This window comes from Nonomuraea sp. B5E05 (assembly GCF_039880665.1).
Lineage (GTDB): Bacteria > Actinomycetota > Actinomycetes > Streptosporangiales > Streptosporangiaceae > Nonomuraea.
Genome location: NZ_JBDPMJ010000006.1, coordinates 197,645 through 217,448, shown reverse-complemented (window position 1 = coordinate 217,448; position 19,804 = coordinate 197,645). Strand labels below are relative to the sequence as shown.

Sequence of the window (19,804 nt, the reverse complement as noted above, 5' to 3'; positions counted from 1 at the left end):
GTGCTTGCCCGAAGCCGCCACGTCAACGCCCCGGCACGCCCTGGCACCATCAGCCACGGAAGGTCATGAAACTTTCATCCGTCCCGCGCCGTTCGCGCGAGGGCACGGCCGCCCCGACCCGGTCTGCCAGTTCCCCGGCGCGGCGGCGGTCGTAGGGCACCGCCAGGCGCTCGGCGGCCGACCTGGCCCCGACCGCCGCCTTCCTCTCGTCGCGTGCGGTGTCCTGGGCGGCCCCGCGCCCCTCCAGAGGGTAGACCGCCGTTCGCCCGCGTGGGAAGACGACACGAAATCCCAGGTCATAGCCGATATTGGGCTTGATGTCCGACGCCGGGTACGGTCGGTCCCATGGGCACCTTCCTCACGGGATCCGCGGTGCTGGCCACGCTGGCCGCACTGTCGGTCGCGTGCGCCGGGGCCGTGCCCGCCGTACGCGAGGCGAAGGCGCCGGTCGCCGCGTCGGCGGAATCGTCGCCCACCGGGCGTGGAGGCCCGCTGGCGGGGAAGACCGTGGTGATCGACCCCGGCCACAACGGCCTCAACGCAGCGCACCGCGAGGAGATCGACCGCCTGGTCGACGTCATCACCGGTCGCAAACCCTGCAACACGATCGGCACCCGGACCCGCGCCGGCTACCCCGAGCACGCCTTCAACTGGGACGTCGCCGACCGGCTCAAGCCCCTGCTGGAGGAGATGGGGGCCAAGGTCGTGCTCACCAGGCCCGACGACAAGGGCGTCGGCCCCTGCATCACCGAACGGGCCGCCATCGGCAACGAGGCCGGGGCGGACGCGGTCGTGTCCATCCACGGTGACGGCGCCGCCGAGAGCGGGCACGGCTTCCATGTGATCATGCCGGGGCTGATCGCCGGGCACAACGACGCGATCATCAGACCGTCCCGGCGGCTGGGGCTGGCGATCCGCAAGGCGTACCGGGTGGGCACGCGCATGCCGTACGCCACCTATGCCGGACGCGACGGCCTGCAGACCCGCACCGACCTGGGCGGGCTCAACCTGTCGAAGCGGCCGGCGGTGTTCATCGAGTGCGGCAACATGCGCAACAGCCGCGACGCCGCCAGGATGTCCAAGCCCGCCTTCCGCGAACGCATCGCCACCTCGCTGGCGGCCGGGCTCAGGCAGTATCTGCGCTAGCGGGGCCGTAGCCGCGCAGGAACGCCGTGACGGCCGCCTCTGACAGCTGCTGGAGATCGGCCTCCGTGTAGTGGTCGTGGCCGCCCCAGAACATCACCTTGTTCAGCGGGATCCACAACAGCAGGCCGACGAAGTGCTCGGCGGCCAGCTGGGGGTCGTCGAGGCGGAGCAGGCCGCGCTGCGCCAGCCGGTCGAACGAGCCGGCCAGGGTGTTGAGCGAGCGCTGGAAGCCCTGCTCGTACCAGGTGCGGCCGAGGTCGGGGAAACGTTCGGCCTCGGCGATCACGAGCCGCCGCAGCCGCAGCACCTCGGGACGCAGGATGGCGCCCAGGAACCGCCTGGCCAGGTCGCCCAGGCCCGCGCGCAGGTCGGCGGTGTCGTCGAAGGCCGTCGTGACCATCTTGGCCAGCTCTTCGACCTGGCCGGTGGTGTCGAGCACGATGCTCGCGAACAGTTGCTCCTTGTCGGTGAAGTGTTTGTAGACCGTCTGTTTCGACACCGCGGCCAGTGCGGCCACCTCGTCCATGCTCGTGCCCACGTAGCCGTTGCGCAGGAACACCGGCCGCGCCGCCTCCAGGATCTGCCTGCGCTTGCGTGCCGTACGGCCGTCCTCTTCCGCTGCCATGACCGCCCTCTCTGATCGACGAGAAAGAGAGTACTAGACAGTTCCGTACTGATGTCAGTACTGTACCGTCTAGTTCCAATCAGAGGAGTTGACGATGAGCGACCTTCAGAAGCAGGTGCAGGAGGCGGCCGACAGGCTCGTCGAGTCAGGCGAGGAGCGCGGGCTCCAGGTGGCCGTCTACCGGGACGGCGTGCAGATCGTGGACGTGGTCGCGGGCGTGGCCGACCCGGAGACCGGGCGGCCCGTCACCCCGGACACGCCCTTCTACAACTTCTCGATCGGCAAGGGCGCCACCGCCACCATCGCGCACCTGCTGGCCGAGCGGGGCCTGTTCGGCTACGACACGCCTGTGGCCGAGCTGTGGCCGGAGTTCGCACGGCACGGCAAGCACGGCGTGACCGTGCGCCACGTGCTCTCGCACACCGCCGGAGTGCCCGGCGTGCCGCTCGACACCACGCCCGAGGACGCCTGCGACTGGGGCACGATGGTGGCCGCGCTGGAGGACGCCGAGTTGTGGTGGGAGCCGGGCACCAAGGTCGGCTACCACGCCTACACGTTCGGCTACCTGGTGGGGGAGATCGTCCAGCGGACCACCGGCAAGCCCATCTCGCAGGTGTTGCTGGAGGACGTGGCCGAGCCGCTGGGCGTGGCCGGCGAGCTCTATTTCGGGATGCCGGAGAAGGAGCACGCCCGGCTGGCCCGGCTGGAGGACGCGCCGATGGACATGTCGGCGTTCGGGGAGATGCCGGCGGACCTGCCGATGTTCAAGGCCGGGCCGATGGAGCTGATGCCGGGGGCCGAGCTGGGCAACCGGCCCGACTATCTGTCGGCCGACATCCCGGCGGGCGGCAAGACCTCGGCCAGGGCCATCGCCCGGATGTACGCGGCGTTGCTCGGAGAGGTGGACGGGGTCCGGCTGATCACGGAGGAGCGGCTGCGGGAGGCGACGGCCGTCGTGTCGAGCGGCGTCGACGAGGTGTTCGGCATGCCGTCGGCCTGGGGTCTGGGTTACGGCATCGGCGGGCCCACCTCGACGGCGGAGGAGCAGCCGACGGTTTTCGGGGTGCCTGGGGCGGGCGGCAGCGCGGCGTACGCCGACACGGCGACCGGCACCGCCTTCGCGCTGACGAAGAACCGTCTCACCGGCGACTTCGCGGCGGCCGGGCTGATCGGCGACATCGTCGCCAAGGGCTGACCAGGTCAGCCGTCCCGGCAGAGCGGCCTGCCGCCGACGACGCAGGCGATGTCGTCGAGCTGGCAGCTGAGCAGGGTGCCGTCCATGCCCAGCACGACCACCAGGTCGCGCCGTGACCTGTGAGCCAGCATGGCCCTGCCGACGACGCCATTGTCCAAGATCACGGTCGGGCGGCCTGCCGCGTTCTCCATACCCTTGTGACTCCTCTCAGGTGCGGAACAGGCCTCACGCCGGATCCGTCACCACCAGCATGCACAGGCTTGTGCCGTAAGCGCATCGGTCATGCGGTTGTATTTCCGGATCCACCAGGGAAGGACGGTGCCTCAGCGGTTCGCGAAGGAGCCTCGCGGACCCGGCCGGAACAGGCCGGGAGCCCGCGGCGCGGGACCTGGCGGGGGCGCGGGCGAGAACATGTTCTGCCCGCGCTTTTCCTGCCGGTCTGGTACGACGCCCTCTGCTAGGACGGTGTGCCCGCGTAGTATGACGACCAAGTCCTATGAGGCAGGGAGGAAGGCCCCGAGTGACCGAGCTAGAACGTGTTCCGCCCGGTGTGGACCCGAATGTCCCGAGTTCTGCGCGGGTGTACGACTATCTGCTCGGTGGCAAGGACCACCTCGCCATCGACCGGGCCGTTGCGGAGAAACTCCTCGCGGTCGCGCCCGACTCCCGTCTCGTGGCCAGGGCCAACCGCCGCTTCCAGGTGGCGGCGGTGCGCCACCTGGCAAGGCAGGGCATCCGGCAGTTCATCGACCTCGGCACCGGCATCCCCACCTCGCCCAGCATCCACGAGGCCGTCCGCGAGGTGCACCCCGCCTGCCGGGTGATCTACGTCGACTACGATCCCGTGGTGCGGATGCACGCCCAGGTGCTGCTCGCCGACTCGCCCGGCGTCGAGGGCATCCAGGCCGACCTGCGCCGCCCCGAAGAGATCCTGGCCGACCCCTACATCATCGGCCTGATCGACTTCGACCAGCCGGTGTGCGTGCTGATGGTCGGCGTGCTGCACTTCGTCATGGACGAGGAAGACCCGGCCGGCATCGTGGCCGCCTTCAGGAAACGTATGGCGCCGGGCAGCCATCTCGTGCTCTCCCACGCCATGGCGGAGAGCGACCCCGAGGCGATCGCCCAGCTCACGATGGCGACGGCCGGCTCGCCCGCGCAGGCCAGGTTCCGCGGCCGCGACGAGGTGCTCACGTTGTTCGACGGGTTCGACCTGATCGGGCCCGGCCTCGTGCCGGTGCAGGACTGGCACATCGACGCCGACGACGCCGCGATCCCGCTGCTCGACCGCACGCCGCAACTCCGCATCGACGGCGGGGCCGGTCGGCTCGGCGCGGGCTCGCCCCCGCATGGCCCGTGACGTCGAGGCCGGCCGGCCGGGCCGCCGCTACCCGGCGACGGGTTCCTTCGGCTGCTCGGGGGCGGGCAGGTCGAGGCTGTCGCGGAGCTTGACCGGCTTGAGGAAGAGGACGGCGATCACGCCGACCACGGCGATGGCCGCCGAGAACAGGAAGATGTGGCCGGTGGCGTCGCCGTAGGCGGTGCTCACGATGGTCCTGAACGGCTCGGGCAGCGCCTGGATGTCGAGCGTGCCGGTCCCGCCGGCCGCCTTGGCCGGGTCGATGCCCGCCTTGACCAGCCCTTCGTTGATGCCGACCATGACCCGGTTGGCCAGGACGGCGCCGAGCACGGACACGCCGATGGTGCCGCCGAGCGAGCGGAAGAACGTGATCGCGCCGCTGGCCGCCCCCAGCTCGCTGAGGGGGACGGTGTTCTGGATCGCCAGCACGAGGTTCTGCATCGACATGCCGACCCCGGCGCCCACCAGCACCATCGCGGCGGCGATGAGGAGCAGAGGGGTCTGGTGGTCGATCGTGGACAACACGAGGAATCCGCCGGTGAGCACGATCGAGCCGACCACGATGTACGGCTTGACGTTGCCGCTCTTCGAGACCATGCGCCCGCTGATGGTCGAGGAGACCAGCACGCCGAGCATCATCGGGATGGTGAGCAGGCCCGCCTCGGTCGGGCTGTATCCGCGGCCGGTCTGGAAATACTGGCCGAGGAAGACCGACCCGCCGAACATGGCCATGCCGACCGCGAGGCTGGCGATGATGGCCAGCGCGGGGGTGCGTCGGCGTACGACGTGCAGGGGCACGACCGGCTCCTTGACGACCGACTCGACCCAGGTGGCGGCGACCAGCAGGAGCGCGCCGCCGCCGGCCATCGCGGCGGTCTGCCAGGAGAGCCACGCGAACGAGTTGCCCACGAAGGTGACCCAGATGAGCAGGACGCTGACGCCGGCGGCGATCAGGGTGGCGCCCACGTAGTCGATCTTGACGTCGGGACGGCGTACGGAGACGACGTGCAGCGTCTTGTGCAGCATGAAGAAGGCGATCACGGTGAACGGCACCGCGATGAAGAAGCACCACCGCCAGCCCAGCCAGGAGGTGTCGGCGATCAGGCCGCCGAGCAGCGGCCCGGCCACGGTGGCGACGGCCATGACGCCGCCGAGGTAGCCGTTGTACTTGCCGCGGTCCTTCGGGCTGATCATCGCCGCTATCACAACCTGCACCAGCACCTGGAGGGCGCCCATGCCGAGGCCCTGGAGCGCGCGGAAGGCGATCAGCTGCGCGGTGTCCTGGGCGAATCCGCAGGCCAGCGAGCTGACCATGAAGATCACGATGGAGGCCTGGAGCAGCAACTTCTTGCTGAACAGGTCGGCGAGCTTGCCCCAGATCGGCGTGGACGCCGTGGAGGCGAGCAGCGACGCGGTCACGACCCACGTGTACTGCGACTGGGTGCCCTTGAGCGCGCCGACGATCTGCGGCAGCGCCACTGACACGATCGTTGCGCTGATCATGGCGACGAACAGCACGAGCAGCAGCCCGCTGAGGGCCTCCATGATCTGCCGGTGCGTCATCGGTTCCGATGCCGGAGCCGTGGGTGCGCTCACGCGCGACCTCCCCTAAGGTCTCGGGTAAATAGATGCCGATTGAGCAACTTTTCTCATTGAGCATATATTCCCCGGCGGTAGAGTGAGCGCATCATGAAGACCACGGTGGGGCTGCGCGAGCGCAAGAAGGCCGCGACGCGGCAGGCCGTGCACGAGGCCGCGCTGCGGCTCGTGGTCGAGCACGGGCTCGACCACGTCACCGTCGAGTCGATCGCCGACGCGGCCAACATCTCGCGCCGCACCTTCTCCAACTACTTCGCGGGCAAGGAAGACGCGGTGCTCTACGGGGAGGAGCAGCGTTTCCGCATCCTCGTACGGAAGGTCCGCGCCCAGCCGCCCGCACTCCGGGCCTGGCCGGCGCTGCGCGACGCGACCGAGGAGCTCTACCAGGAGATGGGCGAGCCCGAGCGGGAGTGGGCGCAGCGCACCCGGCTGGCCCGGCAACATCCGTCGCTGCTGGCCCGCCAGCTCGCCAACCACGCCGCCCTCGAACGCGACCTGTCGGAGGCGCTCGCCGAGCGGGAGAGCGACATGCCGCCCCGCGTGATGGCGGCGGCCTTCCTGGTGGGGTTGCGCGTCGCCGCGAACCTGTGGAGCGAGGAGCAGGAGTCCCGCATGCTCATCGACGTGATGAACGAGACCCTCGACCAGGTCGCCCGGCCCTTCACCTGAACGCCGGGGAGAGCACCGTCTCGGGTCGCCGACCGAAGGACTAGCGCGGGCTCCACCACCGGTTCTCGCCCGGGCGCCCGTGTGCACGGGCCGCGTCGCCGATTCACTGGTCGGCATGACGATCACACGGATGGTTCCCGGCCGCTGGGTGGAGGGCACAGGGGCGGTGCTCGGGCCACTGCTGCTCATCGCCGGGGTGCTCGCCCGGATCGGCGAGGACGACTTCTTCCCCGGCCAGCTCGCCGCCTACGCCGCCGATCCCGGGCGGATGGCCGTGTCCTACGCCCTGTTCACCGCCGGCGTGGTGCTGCTGTGGCCGGCGGTCACCGCGCTGGCCCGGCGGATCGCCGCCACGCACCCGGGCTGGGCCCGGTGGGGGGCCACGCTGGTGGTTCTCGGGCTGTTCGGGCGGGTCTTCCACGCCGGGGTGAGCCACCTGGCCTTCCAGATGGTGGACGAGCTCGGGCTGGAGGCGGCGCAGCGGGCGGTCGCGGACACGTATGGCGCGTTCCACGTCTTCAAGGCGGTCAGCGTCTGCATCGTGGCCGGCTGGATCGTGCTCGCCATCGGCGCCTACCGGGCCAGGGCGTTCGGCTCCGGCGCGTACGGCGTGGTCAGGTGCGTCGCGCTGGCGCTCGGGCACGCGCTGCCGCTGGGCGTGCTGAAGGGCGCCTCCGATCCGATCTCGCTGGTCGCCCTGGCCGGGCTCGCCGTCGCCCTGGTCCCCCTCGGCGCCGGCGTGCTGAAGGACGGGCCGGCTCCCCGATGGCAGGCCGTCGCCCTCACCGTCGCGCTGGTGCCGGGCGCGTACGTTCTCGGGATGTACGGCTGAGCGCCCGTCAGGGTCAGCGCGGGGCCGAGCCGGTGCTGCCGCGCGTCACGAGCTGGGCCGCCGGCGCCGGCACGTGGCGCGGCTCGCCGCCGTCGAGCAGCTCGAACAGCAGGCGTACGGCCTGCCCGCCGAGCGCGTCCACGTCGCGGCTCAGCACGGTCAGCGCCGGGCGTACGGCCTGGCAGAGCGGGAAGTCGTCGCCCGCCACGAGGGACAGCTCGCCCGGCACGGCCAGGCCCATCTCGCCGGCCACGCTCAGCCCGGCGACCGCCATCACGTCGTTGTCGTAGACGATGGCCGTCGGCCGCGGCGTCGAGCTGAGCACGCGCCTGGTCACCTGCGCGCCCGCCTCGCCGGTGCGGTCGGTGGGGATGAGCGTGCAGGCCATGCCCGCCCGCTCGCAGGCGGCGGCGAAGAGCCCGGCCCGGCGCGCGGCGGGCAGCAGGCCGGCGGGCCCGCACACCCGCGCCACCCGCCGGTGGCCGAGCGCGGCGAGGTGGCCGGCGACCAGGTCGGCGCCGGCGGCCGGATCGGACCAGAGGTGCGTCAGCCCGCCGGGCCCGCTCGGCTCGCCGAGGATCACCGCGGGCAGGCCCATGGACGCCAGGGCGCGCGGGCGCGGGTCGTCGAGGGTGAGGTCGGAGACGATGACGCCGTCGACGCGGCGCTCACCGTGCCAGCGGCGGTAGACGTCCAGCTCGTCGTCGTGGCCGGTGACGAACTGCAGCACGAGCCCGAACCCGCGGCCCGCCAGCTCGGCCTGGATGCCGCTGATGAGCCGGCGGTGGAACGTCTCGACCGACAGGCCGGGTGACGGGCGCGACACCGCCAGCCCGATGGCGTGCGCCGCCGCGCCGTGCAGGGCCTGCGCGGGGACGCTGGGGAGAAAGCCGAGCTCGGCGGCGATGCGCAGGATCCGCTCACGCACGGCGTCGGACACCCCGGGACGGCCGTTGATGGCGTAGGAGACGGCCACGCGGGAGACTCCGGCGCGGCGGGCGATGTCGCTCATGGTCGCCTGCCGCCCCATCGCACCTCCACCCGCCGGTCTACGGACATGCTAGGGGCGGCCCGCCGTCAGCGGGACGGCGGCGCGGTGCTGCCCCGGGGCGTGAGGTGGGCCGGCTCGTCGTGCACGTCACCGGGCCTGTCGCCGGCGCTGCCGTCGGCGCTGTCGCCGGCCCCGTTGCCGGCCCCGTTGCCGGCGCCGTTGCCCATGGCGGCCAGCAGCAGCCGGGCCGCGTGCACGCCGTAGGCGCCGATGTCGCGGGTGAGGGCGGTCAGCGGCGGGTGCAGCAGGCGGCAGATGGGCGAGTCGTCCCAGGCCACGATGGACAGGTCGGCGGGCACCGACAGGCCCAGCTCCTGGGCGACGGTCAGGCCCGCGATGGCCATGATGTCGTTGTCGTAGATCAGCGCGGTGGGCCGGTCGTCCGCGCCGAGGAGCCGCCTGGTGGCGTCGGCGCCGTGCTCGGCGCTGTAGTCGGTCGGCACGGTCACCGCGCTCACTCCGAGCCGCGCGCAGACGCCGGTGAACGCCTCGGTGCGGATCGCGGTGTGCGCCAGCTCGGACATGCCGCTGATCCGCGCGATCCTGCGGTGGCCGAGCGCCGCCAGATATTCCACGGCCTCCACCATGGACACCCCGTCGTCGGACCAGATGCTGGCCAGCCCGCCCGCGGCCGAAGGCGGGCCGATGACCACGGCGGGCAGGCCCAGCTCGCGCAGCGCGCCCACCCGCTCGTCGTGCACCCGCAGGTCGCAGACGAGCACGCCGCCGACCCGGCTCTCGCTCCACCAGCGGCGGTAGAAGCCGATCTCCTCGTCCTGGTGCGCCACCATCTGGAGCAGCAGCGCGTAGGAGCGGGTGGACAGCTCCGCCTCCAGGCCGCTGATCAGCTCCATGAAGAACGGCTCGACCCCGAGCGTGGCCGGCGGGCGCGGCAGGGCCAGGCCCACGACCTTCGCGGGGACGCCGGCGAGGGCGCGGGCGGCGCTGTTGGCGCGGAACCCGAGCCGGTCCGCGATGGCCAGGATGCGCTGCCGGGTCTGCGGCGAGACGCCCGGCTGCCCGTTCAGCGCGTAGGAGACGGCCCCCTTGGACACGCCCGCCTCCTTGGCGATGTCCGCGATGGTCGGTCGCTTCACGGCTGGCCTCCCGGGGGTGACTTTCACGGTTCACCGATCGTACGGGCCGGGCGGGCTGCTGTCGCGGGTGACGAGCCAGCTGCGGCTGATGGCGTTGACGGTCATCGGGGGCCCACGTAGAGTCTGGCTCGCTTACTCGGTTTAGTTCCAGCGTCAGGAGACCACGTGTACCGTCCGCTGCACGACGGCTGGACCCTCCGCCCGGACGGCGACACCCCGGTGGGCCCTGCCGTCACACCGGCCGTCATACCGGCCGCCATACCGGCCGCCATACCGGCCGCCGTTCCGGGCAGCGTGCACACCGACCTGCTCGCCGCCGGCCTGATCGACGACCCCTACCTCGACGACAACGAGACGCGGCTGGGCTGGATCGGGCGTACGGACTGGGTCTACGAGACGTCCTTCGCGTGGAGCGACGACGGTCACGAGCGGGCCGACCTGGTGTGCGAGGGGCTCGACACGATCGCCACCGTACGCCTCAACGGCCACGAGGTCGGCGCCACCGCCAACATGCACCGGTCCTACCGGTTCGCCGTGCGCGACCTGCTGCGCGACGGCGCCAACACGCTCCAGGTGTCCTTCCGCGCCCCCTACGCCTACGCCGAGGAGCAGCGCGCGCGGCACGGCGAGCGCCCCGGGGCCTACGACGAGCCGTACGCGTTCATCAGGAAGATGGCCTGCAACTTCGGCTGGGACTGGGGGCCCACGCTGGTGACCAGCGGCATCTGGCGGCCCATCGGCCTGCACTCATGGTCCGGCGCGCGCCTGGCCGAGGTCCGCCCGCTCGTCCGCGACGACGGCGTGGACGTGCACGTACGCGTCGACCGCACCGGCGACGCGCCGGTCACCGTCACCGCCGACGTGGCGGGCGTGCGCGCCGAGGTCGAACTGGCCCAGGGCGAGAGCGAGACCGTGCTCCGCCTCGACGTGCCCGGGGCCGAGCGGTGGTGGCCGCGCGGCCACGGCGCCCAGCCCCTCTACCCGCTCACCGTGCGCGCCGGCTCCGACCAGTGGCGGCGCGAGATCGGGTTTCGCACGGTCGAGCTCGACACGGACGCCTTCCGCCTGATCGTCAACGGCCGGCCGGTGTTCGTACGCGGCTTCAACTGGATCCCCGACGACTGCTTCCCCGCCAGGACGACCAGGCAGGACCTGGAGGAGCGCTTCGGCCAGGCCGCCGCCACCGGCGCCAACGCGCTGCGGGTGTGGGGCGGTGGCGTCTACGAGTCGGAGGACTTCTACACCCTGGCCGACCGTATGGGCCTGCTCGTCTGGCAGGACTTCACGTTCGCCTGCTCGGCCTACCCCGAGGAGGAGCCGTTCCGCTCGGAGGTCGAGGCCGAGGCGCGGGAGAACGTCGCCAGGCTGGCCGCCCATCCCAGCCTGGTGTTGTGGTGCGGCAACAACGAGAACATCGAGGGCCACCAGCACTGGAACTGGCGCGAGCCGCTGGCCGGCCGGAGCTGGGGCGCCGGGTTCTACTACGACCTGCTGCCCGGCATCGTGGCCGAGCTCGACCCGACCCGGCCGTACTGGCCGGGCAGCCCCTACTCGGGTGCGCCCGATCGCGACGTGCGCGACCCCTCGACCGGCACCGTGCACATCTGGACCGTGTGGGGCCAGGGCCGCGACTACACGCACTACGCCTCCTACGAGCCGCGGTTCGTGGCCGAGTTCGGCTACCAGGGCCCGCCGACCTACGCCACGCTGCGGGCCGCCGTCTCCGACGAGCCGCTCGATCCCGGCTCGGCCGGCGTCACGCACCACCAGAAGGCGGTCGACGGCAACGCCAAGCTGCTGTCCGGGCTCGGCGACCACCTGCCGCGGCCCGCCACGTTCGACGACTGGCACTACTACACGCAGCTCAACCAGGCCCGCGCGATGGCGTTCGGGATCGAGCGGTTCCGCTCGCTCATGCCCCACTGCATGGGCACCGTGGTGTGGCAGCTCAACGACTGCTGGCCGGTGACGTCCTGGGCCGCCGTGGACGGCGCGGGCCGCAGGAAACCCCTCTGGTACGCCCTGCGCCGCGCCTACGCCGACCGGCTCATCACCCGGCAGGACGGCGAGATCGTGCTGGTCAACGACACCGACGAGGAGTGGGCGGGCACGCTGGAGCTGGCCCCGCGCGACCTGGGAGGGAGGGCGCTCGCGGCGCAGGGACATCCCGTCGCCGTGCCCGCCCGCGCCACGCTGCGCGTCACCCCACCAGAGGATCCGGCGGCCGGGCTGCTGACCGCGGAGCTCGGCGGCGAGCGCGCCCTGTTCGTGTTCGCCGAGGATCCGGCCGCCGGCTATCCGCCGGCCGAGTTCACCGCCACGGTCGAGCCGGAGCCGGGCGGCGTGGCGGTCACCGTCACCGCCGCGACCATCCTGCGCGAGCTGGCGCTCTTCCCCGACCGGCTCGACCCGGCGGCGGCCGTGGACGACCAGCTCGTTACGCTCCTGCCGGGGGAGAGCGTCACCTTCCACGTCACCACCGGGCGCGACCTGGACCCGGCGGCGCTGACCTCCTATCCGGTGCTGCGCTGCGTCAACGAGCCGCGGCCGTCATCCGCCTAGCGGGGTGCGGGAGAGCGCGCGCTTGAGGATCTTGCCCGTGGGGCTCATCGGCAGCTCGTCCACGAACGACAACCGCCGGGGGTACTTGTAGGCGGCCACGCGTTCCTTGACGAAGTCGCGCAGGTCCTCGCGGGTCACCGGGGAGCGCAGGGTGACCGCCGCCTCGATCTCCTCGCCGAGCTCCGGGTGCGGCACGCCGTACACGGCCGCCTGGCGCACGGCCGGGTGCTCGTACAGGACCTCTTCGACCTCGCGCGGGTAGACCGTGTAGCCGCCGCGGATGATCACGTCGCGGCGGCGGTCGACCAGGAAGAAGTAGCCGTCCTCGTCGACCCGGCCGAGGTCGCCGGTGTGGAACCAGCCGTCGCGGATGGCCTCGGCCGTGCCGGCGGGGTCGTTCCAGTAGCCCTTCATCACGTTGGGGCCGCGGACGACGACCTCGCCGATCTCGCCCGGCGGGGTCTCCTCGCCGTCCTCGTCGACGATCTTCATCTCGACGTCCCTGATGGGCCAGCCGATCGAGCCGGGCCTGCGGTGGTGGCCGCCGCGGTTCGTCGCGGCCACCGGGGAGGTCTCGCTGAGGCCGTACCCCTCGATGATCTCGCAGCCGAACCGGGTCTCGTAGGCCCGCAGCACGTCCAGCGGCAGCGCCGCACCGCCGGACGCGCAGACCCGCAACATCGACAGGTCGGAGGCGCCGGGGTGGTCGAGCAGCGCGATGAACATGGTCGGCACGCCCTGGAAGACCGTCACGCCGTCCCGCCTGATGACCTCGAGCGCGCGGCCCGCCTCGAAGCGCCGCAGCAGCGTCAGCCGCGCGCCCGCCTGCACGGTCGCGTTGAGCGAGCAGGTCTGGCCGAACGTGTGGTAGAGCGGCAGCGCCCCCAGCACCACGTCGTCCACGCCGAGCGCGTGCATGCGGGCCACGGTCGCGGCGTTGCCCGCCAGGTTCGCGTGGGACAACTCGATGCCCTTCGGCCGCCCGGTGGTGCCGGAGGTGTAGTGGATGACGGCGGTGTCGTCGCCGAGCGTGGCGGCGACGTCGCGGTCGGGCGCCACCTGGCGCAGCAGCCTGCGGAACTCCTCGGGGACGACGAAGAAGCAGTCGGCCTTCGTACCCGCCGACCCCGCCTCCGCCGTCTCCGCGAACGCGTGCCAGGCGATCAGCAGCCGCGCCCCGCAGTCGCCCAGGTAGGCCGCGATCTCCCGCCGCTTCAGCAGCGGGTCGAGCGGCACCACCACGGCCCCGATCCGCAGCACCCCGTAGTAGACCACGCCGAACTCGGGCACGTTCGGCAACATGATCGCGACCCGGTCGCCGGGGCCGATCCCGCGGCAGCGCAACAGCCCCGCGAGCCGGGCGCTCAGCTCCGACAGAGCTCCGTACGTGAGCTCCGCCTCGTCCAGCGTGAGAACCGCCCTGCCGCCGAGCCGCTCGGCGGTGGTGAGGAGCCGGTCAGCGAGGTTCATGGAAAGACCGTACGTCCGCTCTCCCACGCCCCTCATTGGTCGCGGTGGCCAGTCTTTCCCGGCCGGAATTGGTCGGCAGAGAGTCCTGGAGAGCGATCGCGACGAGCAGATCGACGAGATCGTTGATGGAGCGCAGGCTCCGGCCCGTGCGCTCCTGGATCCGGCGCATGCGATATTGGGCGGTGTTGGGATGGATCTGTAACCGTTCGGCCGCGGCCCGCAGGTTGAGGTCGGCGGCGGCGAACGCCCTGATCGTGGCCGTGAGCACGCCGCCGCGCGCGCGGTCCTCCGACAGCAGCGCCGTGATGCGCGGATCGACCAGGTGACGGGCGGTGTCGTCGGCCTTCAGCGCCAGATACTGGAACGGCGTGATCCGCGGCAGCGCGGCCACGCCGCCCTCCTCCGGCACGAAGTCCAGCACCGCCCTGGCCTCCTGGTAGGCCTGCGGGATCTGCGCCGGGCCCGCCGCCACGGTGCTGATGCCCATGGCCAGCCTGATGCCCTCGCCCGCCAGGCTCTCCAGCACCCCCTGCAGCCGGTCGCAGAGCCCACCCGGGTCGGCGCCGGGGCCGAGCACGGGGATCGCCACGATCTCCGACTGGCGCACGACCGACAGCGTACGGGTGCCGTTGCCGCCGGTCCTGGCGATCGCCGCGCAGGCCGCGTGGCGGGCGTCGGCGCCCCGGTCAGGGCCCGTCGTCACCGCCGAAGGCGAGCCGACCAGCACCGCGGTCACGACGAGCAGCGGCGTGCGCGACGCCAGGCCGTGCGCCTGCGCCGCGGCCAGCTGCCTGCCGCGCGTCGGCACGCCGCCCACCAGCAGCGTCTCCAGCAGGTCACGGCTCTCGCGGACCGCCTCGGCGGCGGCGTACTGCTGGAACTCCATGTACGCGTTGGCCGCGTGCGTGCTGGCGAAGTCGCAGTAGCGCATCAGCGGGGACGCCAGCGACAGCGCCGCCTCGCGACCGGCCGGCGTGTGCCCGGCCCGGTCGACCACCGACTGCCAGAACACCTGCTGCCCGACCCGGAACGCGTTGATGTAGTCGGCCAGCGCCACCCCCGCCCTGGCCCGGCGCATCGCCGCCCGCCGGGTGAAGGCGATGTCCTCGAACGTGACCGTGCGCTCCTCCAGCAGCACGGCCAGCTTGGCGCGGTAGTGCTTGACCACCTGGTCGCGCACGTCCGCGTGGAAGTCGGGGCCCTGCGCCGCGTAGGCGGGGATCTCGTCCCGCATGGTGGCGAGCGCGGCGGCGGCCAGGGACGGGAGGTCGCCGAGGAGTTCGGAGAGGATGCGCGCCCGTTGCGCGCGGACCGCCTCCGCACCAGTGAGCGTTTCCGTGCTGGAACCACTGGACATGCCGGGATGATCCATGGCCATCGGCGGGCGGTCAACGGGTCGTAACCGGTATGAGACCCACGCTGTGCTCAGAGGACAACTCGCCTGAGACATCTTGGGTCACCGTGCCCAATGCGGCGCTTCGCGGCCGGATCCTACGCTGAGCCCAACTTCAGAACATTGTTCTCCAGGAGGCCGGATGCTGGAGGTACACGATCTTACCGTTCGCTTCGGGGGCATCACGGCGCTGGACGGCGTCGGCTTCGACGTGGGGCGCGGCGAGATGGTGGGGCTCATCGGGCCGAACGGCGCCGGCAAGACCACCCTGTTCAACTGCCTGACCCGGCGGTACGCCCCCGGCTCGGGGACGATCACGTACGAGGGCGGCGACCTGACGGCCGTGGCCCCGCACGCGGTCGCCGGGCTCGGCATCGCCAGGACGTTCCAGAACCTCGGCCTGTTCCCGCGCCTGTCCGTACGCGACAACGTGCTCGTCGGCGCGCACCACCGGGGCCGGGCCGGCTTCCTGTCGGCCGGGCTGCGCCTGCCGGGCGTGCGCCGCGAGGAGCGCGCGCTGCGCGCCGACGCGGACGGGGTGCTGGAGCGCCTCGGCCTGACCGGGGTGGCCGGGCATCCGGCGACCGGGCTGCCGTTCGGGACGCTCAAGCGGGTCGAGCTGGCCCGCGCGCTCGTCGGCCGGCCCCGGCTGCTGCTGCTCGACGAGCCGGTGAACGGCCTCAACGCGGCCGAGGTCGAGGAGTTCGCGACCACGCTGAACGCGCTGCGCTCCGAACACGACCTGACCGTCATCGTCGTCGAGCACCACATGGGGTTCGTCATGGGGATCTGCGAGCGCATCGTCTGCCTGGACTTCGGCCGCAAGATCGCCGAGGGCCCGCCCGCCGAGGTGCAGCGCGATCCCGGCGTCATCGAGGCCTACCTGGGGACGGCGCCATGACGGATCTGGTGGTGGAGGAGCTGACCGCCGGATACGGCGACGCCCGCGTGCTGCACGGCGTGAGCCTGACCGTCGGCCAAGGGGAGATCTGCGCGATACTCGGGCCCAACGGCGCGGGCAAGACCACGCTGCTCCGGGCGCTGTCCGGCATGATCAGGGCGCGCGGCACGGTCACCCTGGGCGGCGCCGACCTGACCGGGCGCTCGCCCGACACGCTCGCCCGGCAGGGCATCGCCCACGTCCCCGAGGGGCGAGGCACGTTCATGCCGCTCACCGTCGAGGAGAACCTGCGGCTCGGGGCCTACGTCCGCAGGCGCGGGGCCGGCGTGGAGGCCGACCTCGACCGCATCCACGGCTATTTCCCGGTGCTGAAGACCCGGCTCAGGCAGGCCGCGGGCAGCCTCAGCGGGGGCGAGCAGCAGATGCTGGCCATCGGCCGGGCCCTGATGTCGCGCCCCCGGCTGCTGCTGCTCGACGAGCCGTCGCTCGGCCTGGCTCCGCTGGTCACCCGGGAGTTGTTCCGCATCGTCCAGGCCATCAACGCAGAGGAGCGAACCACCGTGGTCGTCGTCGAGCAGAACGCCCATCTCGCCCTCGGCATCGCCCAGCAGGCGCACGTCCTGGAGACCGGGCGGATCGTCCTGTCGGGCACGGCCGAGGAGATCAGGGCCGACGAGCAGGTCGCCCAGTCCTACCTCGGGTACCGGGTGTAGCCGATGGCCGGATTTCTGCAACAGCTCGTCCAGGGGCTCGGCGCGGGCGCCATCTACGCCAGCCTGGCGCTGGCCCTCGTGCTGATCTACCAGTTCACCGGCATCGTGAACTTCGCCCAGGGCGAGCTGGCCATGTTCTCCACCTACGTCGCCTGGCAGCTCACGGCCGCCGGGCTGCCGTTCTGGCTGGCGCTGGTGATCACGCTGGCGGTGTCGTTCGCCGGCGGGATGCTCATCGAACGGTTGATCATCCGGCCCGTCGAGGGCGCGCCCGAGCTGACCCTGGTGATCGTCACCGTGGGGCTGTTCATCTTCGTCAACGCCGCCGCCGGGTGGATCTGGACGTTCCTCATCAAGGACTTCCCGAACCCGTTCCCCGCAGGCGCGCTGGAGGCGGGCGGGATCACCGTGAGCTTCTCCACGCTCGGCGTGCTGGCCGTCGTGGGCGTCGTCATGGGGCTGCTGTACCTGCTCTTCCGGCACACCAAGATCGGGCTCGGGATGCGAGCCGTGGCCGCCCACCCCGAGTCCGCGCGGCTGGTCGGCATCCGGGTGGGCCGGACGCTCGCGCTCGGGTGGGGGCTCGCCTCGACCGTGGGCGCGGTGTCGGGGGTGCTCGTGGCGCCGCTGCTGTTCCTCGAGCCCAACATGATGGGCGGCGTCCTCATCTACGCGTTCGCGGCGGCGACGCTCGGCGGGTTCGACAGCCCGCTGGGCGCGGTCGCCGGCGGCCTGATCGTCGGCGTCGCAGAGACGCTCGCCGGGGCGTACGTCGGGTTCATCGGATCCGACCTCAAGGTGGGCGTGCCGCTCGTGATCATTCTCGGTGTCCTGCTGCTGCGGCCCCAGGGCCTGTTCGGGCGAGCGGTGGTGGAGCGGGCATGAGCGAAGCCACGAACGCCGCCCGGGCGCGGACCGTCACGCCGCCCCCGCCCCCCGCGCCGCGGCCCGCGGAGTGGTGGCGGTCGGCGCGCCGGCGGTGGGGCGCGGCCGCGCTGCTCGCCGCGGCCGCCTGCTACGCGCCGTTCCAGCTGGTGCCGTTCCACGTCTTCCAGCTCACGATGGTGCTGATCTACGCGGTCGCGCTGCTCGGGCTCAACCTGCTGGTCGGACACGCCGGGCAGATCTCGCTGGGCCACGGCGCGTTCTTCGCCGTCGGCGCCTACACGGCCGCCATCCTGCTCGAACACCAGGCCCTGCCGTACCCGCTGACCCTGCCCGCCGCGGCCGGGGCGGCGTTCCTGCTCGGCCTGGCGTTCGGGGTGCCGGCCATGCGGCTGCGCGGCCTCTACCTCGCGCTCGTGACGCTCGCCATCGCGATCTTCCTCGTCCCGCTGCTCAAGCGGTTCGAGGAGCTGACCGGCGGCTCGATGGGGCTGACGCTCGCCAAGCCCGCGCCGCCCGCGTGGAGCGGCCTGGCCGAGGACCAGTGGCTGTACTTCCTCACCCTGGCCGTCGCCGTCGCCGCGTTCCTGCTCTGCGCCGGACTGCTGCGCTCGCGCGTCGGCCGGGCGCTGCACGCCATCAGGGACAACGAGGGCGCGGCCGAGGTCATGGGCGTGCGGCTGTCGGTCCACAAGACGCTCGCCTTCGCCTGGAGCGCCATGTTCGCCGGGACGGCCGGCTGCGTCTACACGTGGGTGATCGGGTTCGTCTCGCCCGACTCGTTCACCGTCAACCTGTCGATCACGCTGCTGGCCGGCCTGGTCGTCGGCGGGCTCGGCTCGCTGTCGGGGCCCGTGCTCGGGGGCTTGTTCGTGATGTTCGTGCCCAGCCTCGCGCAGGACATCAACGACGCCGCGCCCGGCGTCATCTTCGGCCTGCTGATCATCGCGGTGATGTACGTGGCCCCGACGGGGCTGGCCGGGCTGGCCGGGCGCTTGATCAGGAAGATTCCCCGGAAGGAGTAAGAGGGATGCGAGTATCTGCGATCGGCTGTACGGCGCTGCTCGTGCTCGCCGTCGCCGCATGCGGGGGACGGGACCAGGGCGGTGCCACCGGCACGGCCACGTCGGGCGGCCAGTGCCAGGGGCAGCAGACGACCGGCATCACCGACACGAGCATCAAGCTGGGCGGCATCTACCCGCTGTCCGGCCCCGCCTCCGCCTACGGGGACATCCCCAAGGGCATCAAGGCGTACTTCGACTACGTCAACGCCGAGAAGAACGGCATCGGCGGGCGCAAGGTCGAGTTCGTCGTCCGAGACGACGGCTACCAGCCGCCGAAGGCCGTCGAGGAGGCCCGCAGGCTGGTCGAGCAGGAGCAGGTGTTCGCCCTGTTCCAGACGCTCGGCACGCCGTCGACCACGGCGACCTGGGACTACACCAACCAGCGCAAGGTGCCGCAGATCTTCGTCGCCACGGGCGCGTCGAAGTGGGGCGCCGACACCCAGCACCCGTGGACCATCGGCTGGCAGCCCAACTACATCTCCGAGGCCCGCGTCTACGCCCAATACCTCAAGCAGGAGAAACCGGACGCCAAGGTCGCCGTCCTCTACCAGAACGACGACTTCGGCGAGGACCTGCTCGGCGGCTTCAAGCGGGCCATCGAGGGCACCCAGGTCAAGGTCGTGGCCGAGCAGAGCTACGAGGTGAGCGACCCGAGCGTCGACCCGCAGATGCGCAACCTCGCCCAGTCGAAAGCCGATGTGTTCCTGAACGTCACGACGCCCAAGTTCGGCTCGCAGGCGCTGGCCGCCGACGCCAAGAACACCACATGGAACCCGCTGCACATCGTCAACAACGTCGCCGCCTCGATCACCGTGCTGAAGCCCGTCGGCTTCGAGAACGTCCAGGGCATCGTGTCCAGCACGTACTACAAGGACCCGAACGACCCGACGTGGCAGGACGACGCGGAGATGAAGCTCTACAAGCAGAAGATGGAGCAGTACGCGCCGGGCGCCGATCCCAACGTGCCATACCACACCTTCGGCTGGGCCGTGGCCAGCAGTTTCCACAAGGCCATGGAGGCGGCCGCCTGCCCGACCCGCGAGGGGCTGCGTGACTCCGTGCGCGACATGAAGGGGATCGCGGTCGACATGCTGCTGCCCGGCGTGACGATGGACACCGCGCAGGGCGACGGGTTCCCGATCGAGTCGATGCAGCTCATGGAGTTCAAGGGCGAGCGGTGGGAGCTGTTCGGCGAGGTGATCGACACGCGCAAGGAATTCGGGCCCCTGACCAACTGACCTG

18 protein-coding genes are annotated in these 19,804 nt (G+C 71.8%); 11 read left to right on the top strand and 7 right to left on the bottom strand.

Going from position 1 to position 19,804, the window contains the following annotated elements:
• Positions 1–345: 345 nt before the first annotated feature.
• Positions 346–1,146, top strand: coding sequence for an N-acetylmuramoyl-L-alanine amidase (locus tag ABGB01_RS13870; RefSeq protein ID WP_347773683.1), 801 nt, complete (start codon positions 346–348; stop codon positions 1,144–1,146).
• Here ABGB01_RS13870 and ABGB01_RS13865 read toward each other — a convergent pair.
• A complete protein-coding gene (locus ABGB01_RS13865) occupies positions 1,127–1,771 on the bottom strand; it encodes a TetR/AcrR family transcriptional regulator (RefSeq protein WP_347773682.1) in 645 nt (214 codons plus the stop codon). The two genes, ABGB01_RS13870 and ABGB01_RS13865, sit on opposite strands and share 20 nt — an antisense overlap.
• 94 nt (positions 1,772–1,865) lie before the next feature.
• Here ABGB01_RS13865 and ABGB01_RS13860 point away from each other — a divergent pair, with 94 nt between their 5' ends.
• A complete protein-coding gene (locus ABGB01_RS13860) occupies positions 1,866–2,966 on the top strand; it encodes a serine hydrolase domain-containing protein (protein ID WP_347773681.1) in 1,101 nt (366 codons plus the stop codon).
• Between the two features lie 5 nt (positions 2,967–2,971).
• Here the strand turns inward: ABGB01_RS13860 and ABGB01_RS13855 are convergent, their stop codons facing one another.
• Complete coding sequence (locus ABGB01_RS13855) at positions 2,972–3,157, bottom strand: hypothetical protein (protein WP_347773680.1); 186 nt, start codon at positions 3,155–3,157, stop codon at positions 2,972–2,974.
• Between the two features lie 329 nt (positions 3,158–3,486).
• Between ABGB01_RS13855 and ABGB01_RS13850 the strand changes: the two genes are divergently transcribed.
• Positions 3,487–4,326 carry an SAM-dependent methyltransferase gene (locus ABGB01_RS13850; RefSeq protein ID WP_347773679.1) on the top strand — a complete coding sequence of 280 codons (840 nt, stop codon included), beginning with the start codon at positions 3,487–3,489 and terminating at the stop codon, positions 4,324–4,326.
• A gap of 27 nt (positions 4,327–4,353) precedes the next feature.
• Here ABGB01_RS13850 and ABGB01_RS13845 read toward each other — a convergent pair whose 3' ends face one another.
• The gene (locus ABGB01_RS13845) at positions 4,354–5,871 is read right to left on the bottom strand and encodes an MDR family MFS transporter (RefSeq protein ID WP_347773829.1); all 1,518 of its coding nucleotides are present in this window, start codon (positions 5,869–5,871) and stop codon (positions 4,354–4,356) included.
• Between the two features lie 144 nt (positions 5,872–6,015).
• Between ABGB01_RS13845 and ABGB01_RS13840 the strand changes: the two genes are divergently transcribed.
• On the top strand, positions 6,016–6,594 hold the full coding sequence (locus tag ABGB01_RS13840; protein ID WP_347773678.1) for a TetR/AcrR family transcriptional regulator: 579 nt from the start codon (positions 6,016–6,018) through the stop codon (positions 6,592–6,594).
• A gap of 115 nt (positions 6,595–6,709) precedes the next feature.
• Complete coding sequence (locus ABGB01_RS13835; RefSeq protein ID WP_347773677.1) at positions 6,710–7,426, top strand: hypothetical protein; 717 nt, start codon at positions 6,710–6,712, stop codon at positions 7,424–7,426.
• Positions 7,427–7,439: 13 nt separating this feature from the next.
• On the opposite strand, the gene ABGB01_RS13830 is transcribed toward ABGB01_RS13835, so the two are convergent.
• Positions 7,440–8,456 carry a LacI family DNA-binding transcriptional regulator gene (locus tag ABGB01_RS13830; RefSeq protein ID WP_347773676.1) on the bottom strand — a complete coding sequence of 339 codons (1,017 nt, stop codon included), beginning with the start codon at positions 8,454–8,456 and terminating at the stop codon, positions 7,440–7,442.
• Positions 8,457–8,503: 47 nt separating this feature from the next.
• Positions 8,504–9,574, bottom strand: a complete 1,071-nt coding sequence (locus tag ABGB01_RS13825) for a LacI family DNA-binding transcriptional regulator (protein WP_347773675.1) — start codon at positions 9,572–9,574, stop codon at positions 8,504–8,506.
• A 165-nt stretch (positions 9,575–9,739) separates the two neighbouring features.
• Between ABGB01_RS13825 and ABGB01_RS13820 the strand changes: the two genes are divergently transcribed.
• Positions 9,740–12,136: a glycoside hydrolase family 2 TIM barrel-domain containing protein gene (locus ABGB01_RS13820; protein WP_347773674.1), complete on the top strand. Its 2,397-nt coding sequence runs from the start codon at positions 9,740–9,742 to the stop codon at positions 12,134–12,136.
• On the opposite strand, the gene ABGB01_RS13815 is transcribed toward ABGB01_RS13820, so the two are convergent.
• On the bottom strand, positions 12,125–13,606 hold the full coding sequence (locus ABGB01_RS13815) for a long-chain fatty acid--CoA ligase (RefSeq protein ID WP_347773673.1): 1,482 nt from the start codon (positions 13,604–13,606) through the stop codon (positions 12,125–12,127). The two genes, ABGB01_RS13820 and ABGB01_RS13815, sit on opposite strands and share 12 nt — an antisense overlap.
• Positions 13,593–14,963, bottom strand: coding sequence for a helix-turn-helix domain-containing protein (locus ABGB01_RS13810; protein WP_347773672.1), 1,371 nt, complete (start codon positions 14,961–14,963; stop codon positions 13,593–13,595). Before ABGB01_RS13810 ends, ABGB01_RS13815 begins: the two co-directional genes overlap by 14 nt.
• A gap of 178 nt (positions 14,964–15,141) precedes the next feature.
• Between ABGB01_RS13810 and ABGB01_RS13805 the strand changes: the two genes are divergently transcribed.
• From ABGB01_RS13805 to ABGB01_RS13785, 5 genes are read left to right on the top strand one after another with little or no spacing between them, the layout of a single operon-like run.
• Positions 15,142–15,900 carry an ABC transporter ATP-binding protein gene (locus ABGB01_RS13805; RefSeq protein WP_347773671.1) on the top strand — a complete coding sequence of 253 codons (759 nt, stop codon included), beginning with the start codon at positions 15,142–15,144 and terminating at the stop codon, positions 15,898–15,900.
• On the top strand, positions 15,897–16,613 hold the full coding sequence (locus ABGB01_RS13800; RefSeq protein ID WP_347773670.1) for an ABC transporter ATP-binding protein: 717 nt from the start codon (positions 15,897–15,899) through the stop codon (positions 16,611–16,613). Before ABGB01_RS13805 ends, ABGB01_RS13800 begins: the two co-directional genes overlap by 4 nt.
• Before the next feature lie 3 nt (positions 16,614–16,616).
• Positions 16,617–17,498: a branched-chain amino acid ABC transporter permease gene (locus ABGB01_RS13795; RefSeq protein ID WP_347773669.1), complete on the top strand. Its 882-nt coding sequence runs from the start codon at positions 16,617–16,619 to the stop codon at positions 17,496–17,498.
• Positions 17,495–18,523, top strand: a complete 1,029-nt coding sequence (locus ABGB01_RS13790; RefSeq protein WP_347773668.1) for a branched-chain amino acid ABC transporter permease — start codon at positions 17,495–17,497, stop codon at positions 18,521–18,523. Before ABGB01_RS13795 ends, ABGB01_RS13790 begins: the two co-directional genes overlap by 4 nt.
• 5 nt (positions 18,524–18,528) lie before the next feature.
• Positions 18,529–19,800 carry an ABC transporter substrate-binding protein gene (locus ABGB01_RS13785; protein WP_347773667.1) on the top strand — a complete coding sequence of 424 codons (1,272 nt, stop codon included), beginning with the start codon at positions 18,529–18,531 and terminating at the stop codon, positions 19,798–19,800.
• The last annotated feature ends 4 nt before the right edge of the window (positions 19,801–19,804 follow it).

What these genes read in the sequence shown, in the direction of transcription:
- ABGB01_RS13835 (WP_347773677.1), top strand. Translation starts at nt 6,710, where the DNA reads ATGACGATCACACGGATGGTTCCCGGCCGCTGGGTGGAGGGCACAGGG.
- ABGB01_RS13810 (WP_347773672.1), bottom strand. Translation starts at nt 14,963, where the DNA reads ATGTCCAGTGGTTCCAGCACGGAAACGCTCACTGGTGCGGAGGCGGTC.
- ABGB01_RS13840 (WP_347773678.1), top strand. Translation starts at nt 6,016, where the DNA reads ATGAAGACCACGGTGGGGCTGCGCGAGCGCAAGAAGGCCGCGACGCGG.
- ABGB01_RS13865 (WP_347773682.1), bottom strand. Translation starts at nt 1,771, where the DNA reads ATGGCAGCGGAAGAGGACGGCCGTACGGCACGCAAGCGCAGGCAGATC.
- ABGB01_RS13855 (WP_347773680.1), bottom strand. Translation starts at nt 3,157, where the DNA reads ATGGAGAACGCGGCAGGCCGCCCGACCGTGATCTTGGACAATGGCGTC.
- ABGB01_RS13790 (WP_347773668.1), top strand. Translation starts at nt 17,495, where the DNA reads ATGAGCGAAGCCACGAACGCCGCCCGGGCGCGGACCGTCACGCCGCCC.
- ABGB01_RS13805 (WP_347773671.1), top strand. Translation starts at nt 15,142, where the DNA reads ATGCTGGAGGTACACGATCTTACCGTTCGCTTCGGGGGCATCACGGCG.
- ABGB01_RS13815 (WP_347773673.1), bottom strand. Translation starts at nt 13,606, where the DNA reads ATGAACCTCGCTGACCGGCTCCTCACCACCGCCGAGCGGCTCGGCGGC.
- ABGB01_RS13800 (WP_347773670.1), top strand. Translation starts at nt 15,897, where the DNA reads ATGACGGATCTGGTGGTGGAGGAGCTGACCGCCGGATACGGCGACGCC.
- ABGB01_RS13785 (WP_347773667.1), top strand. Translation starts at nt 18,529, where the DNA reads ATGCGAGTATCTGCGATCGGCTGTACGGCGCTGCTCGTGCTCGCCGTC.
- ABGB01_RS13830 (WP_347773676.1), bottom strand. Translation starts at nt 8,456, where the DNA reads ATGGGGCGGCAGGCGACCATGAGCGACATCGCCCGCCGCGCCGGAGTC.
- ABGB01_RS13795 (WP_347773669.1), top strand. Translation starts at nt 16,617, where the DNA reads ATGGCCGGATTTCTGCAACAGCTCGTCCAGGGGCTCGGCGCGGGCGCC.
- ABGB01_RS13870 (WP_347773683.1), top strand. Translation starts at nt 346, where the DNA reads ATGGGCACCTTCCTCACGGGATCCGCGGTGCTGGCCACGCTGGCCGCA.
- ABGB01_RS13845 (WP_347773829.1), bottom strand. Translation starts at nt 5,871, where the DNA reads ATGGAGGCCCTCAGCGGGCTGCTGCTCGTGCTGTTCGTCGCCATGATC.
- ABGB01_RS13860 (WP_347773681.1), top strand. Translation starts at nt 1,866, where the DNA reads ATGAGCGACCTTCAGAAGCAGGTGCAGGAGGCGGCCGACAGGCTCGTC.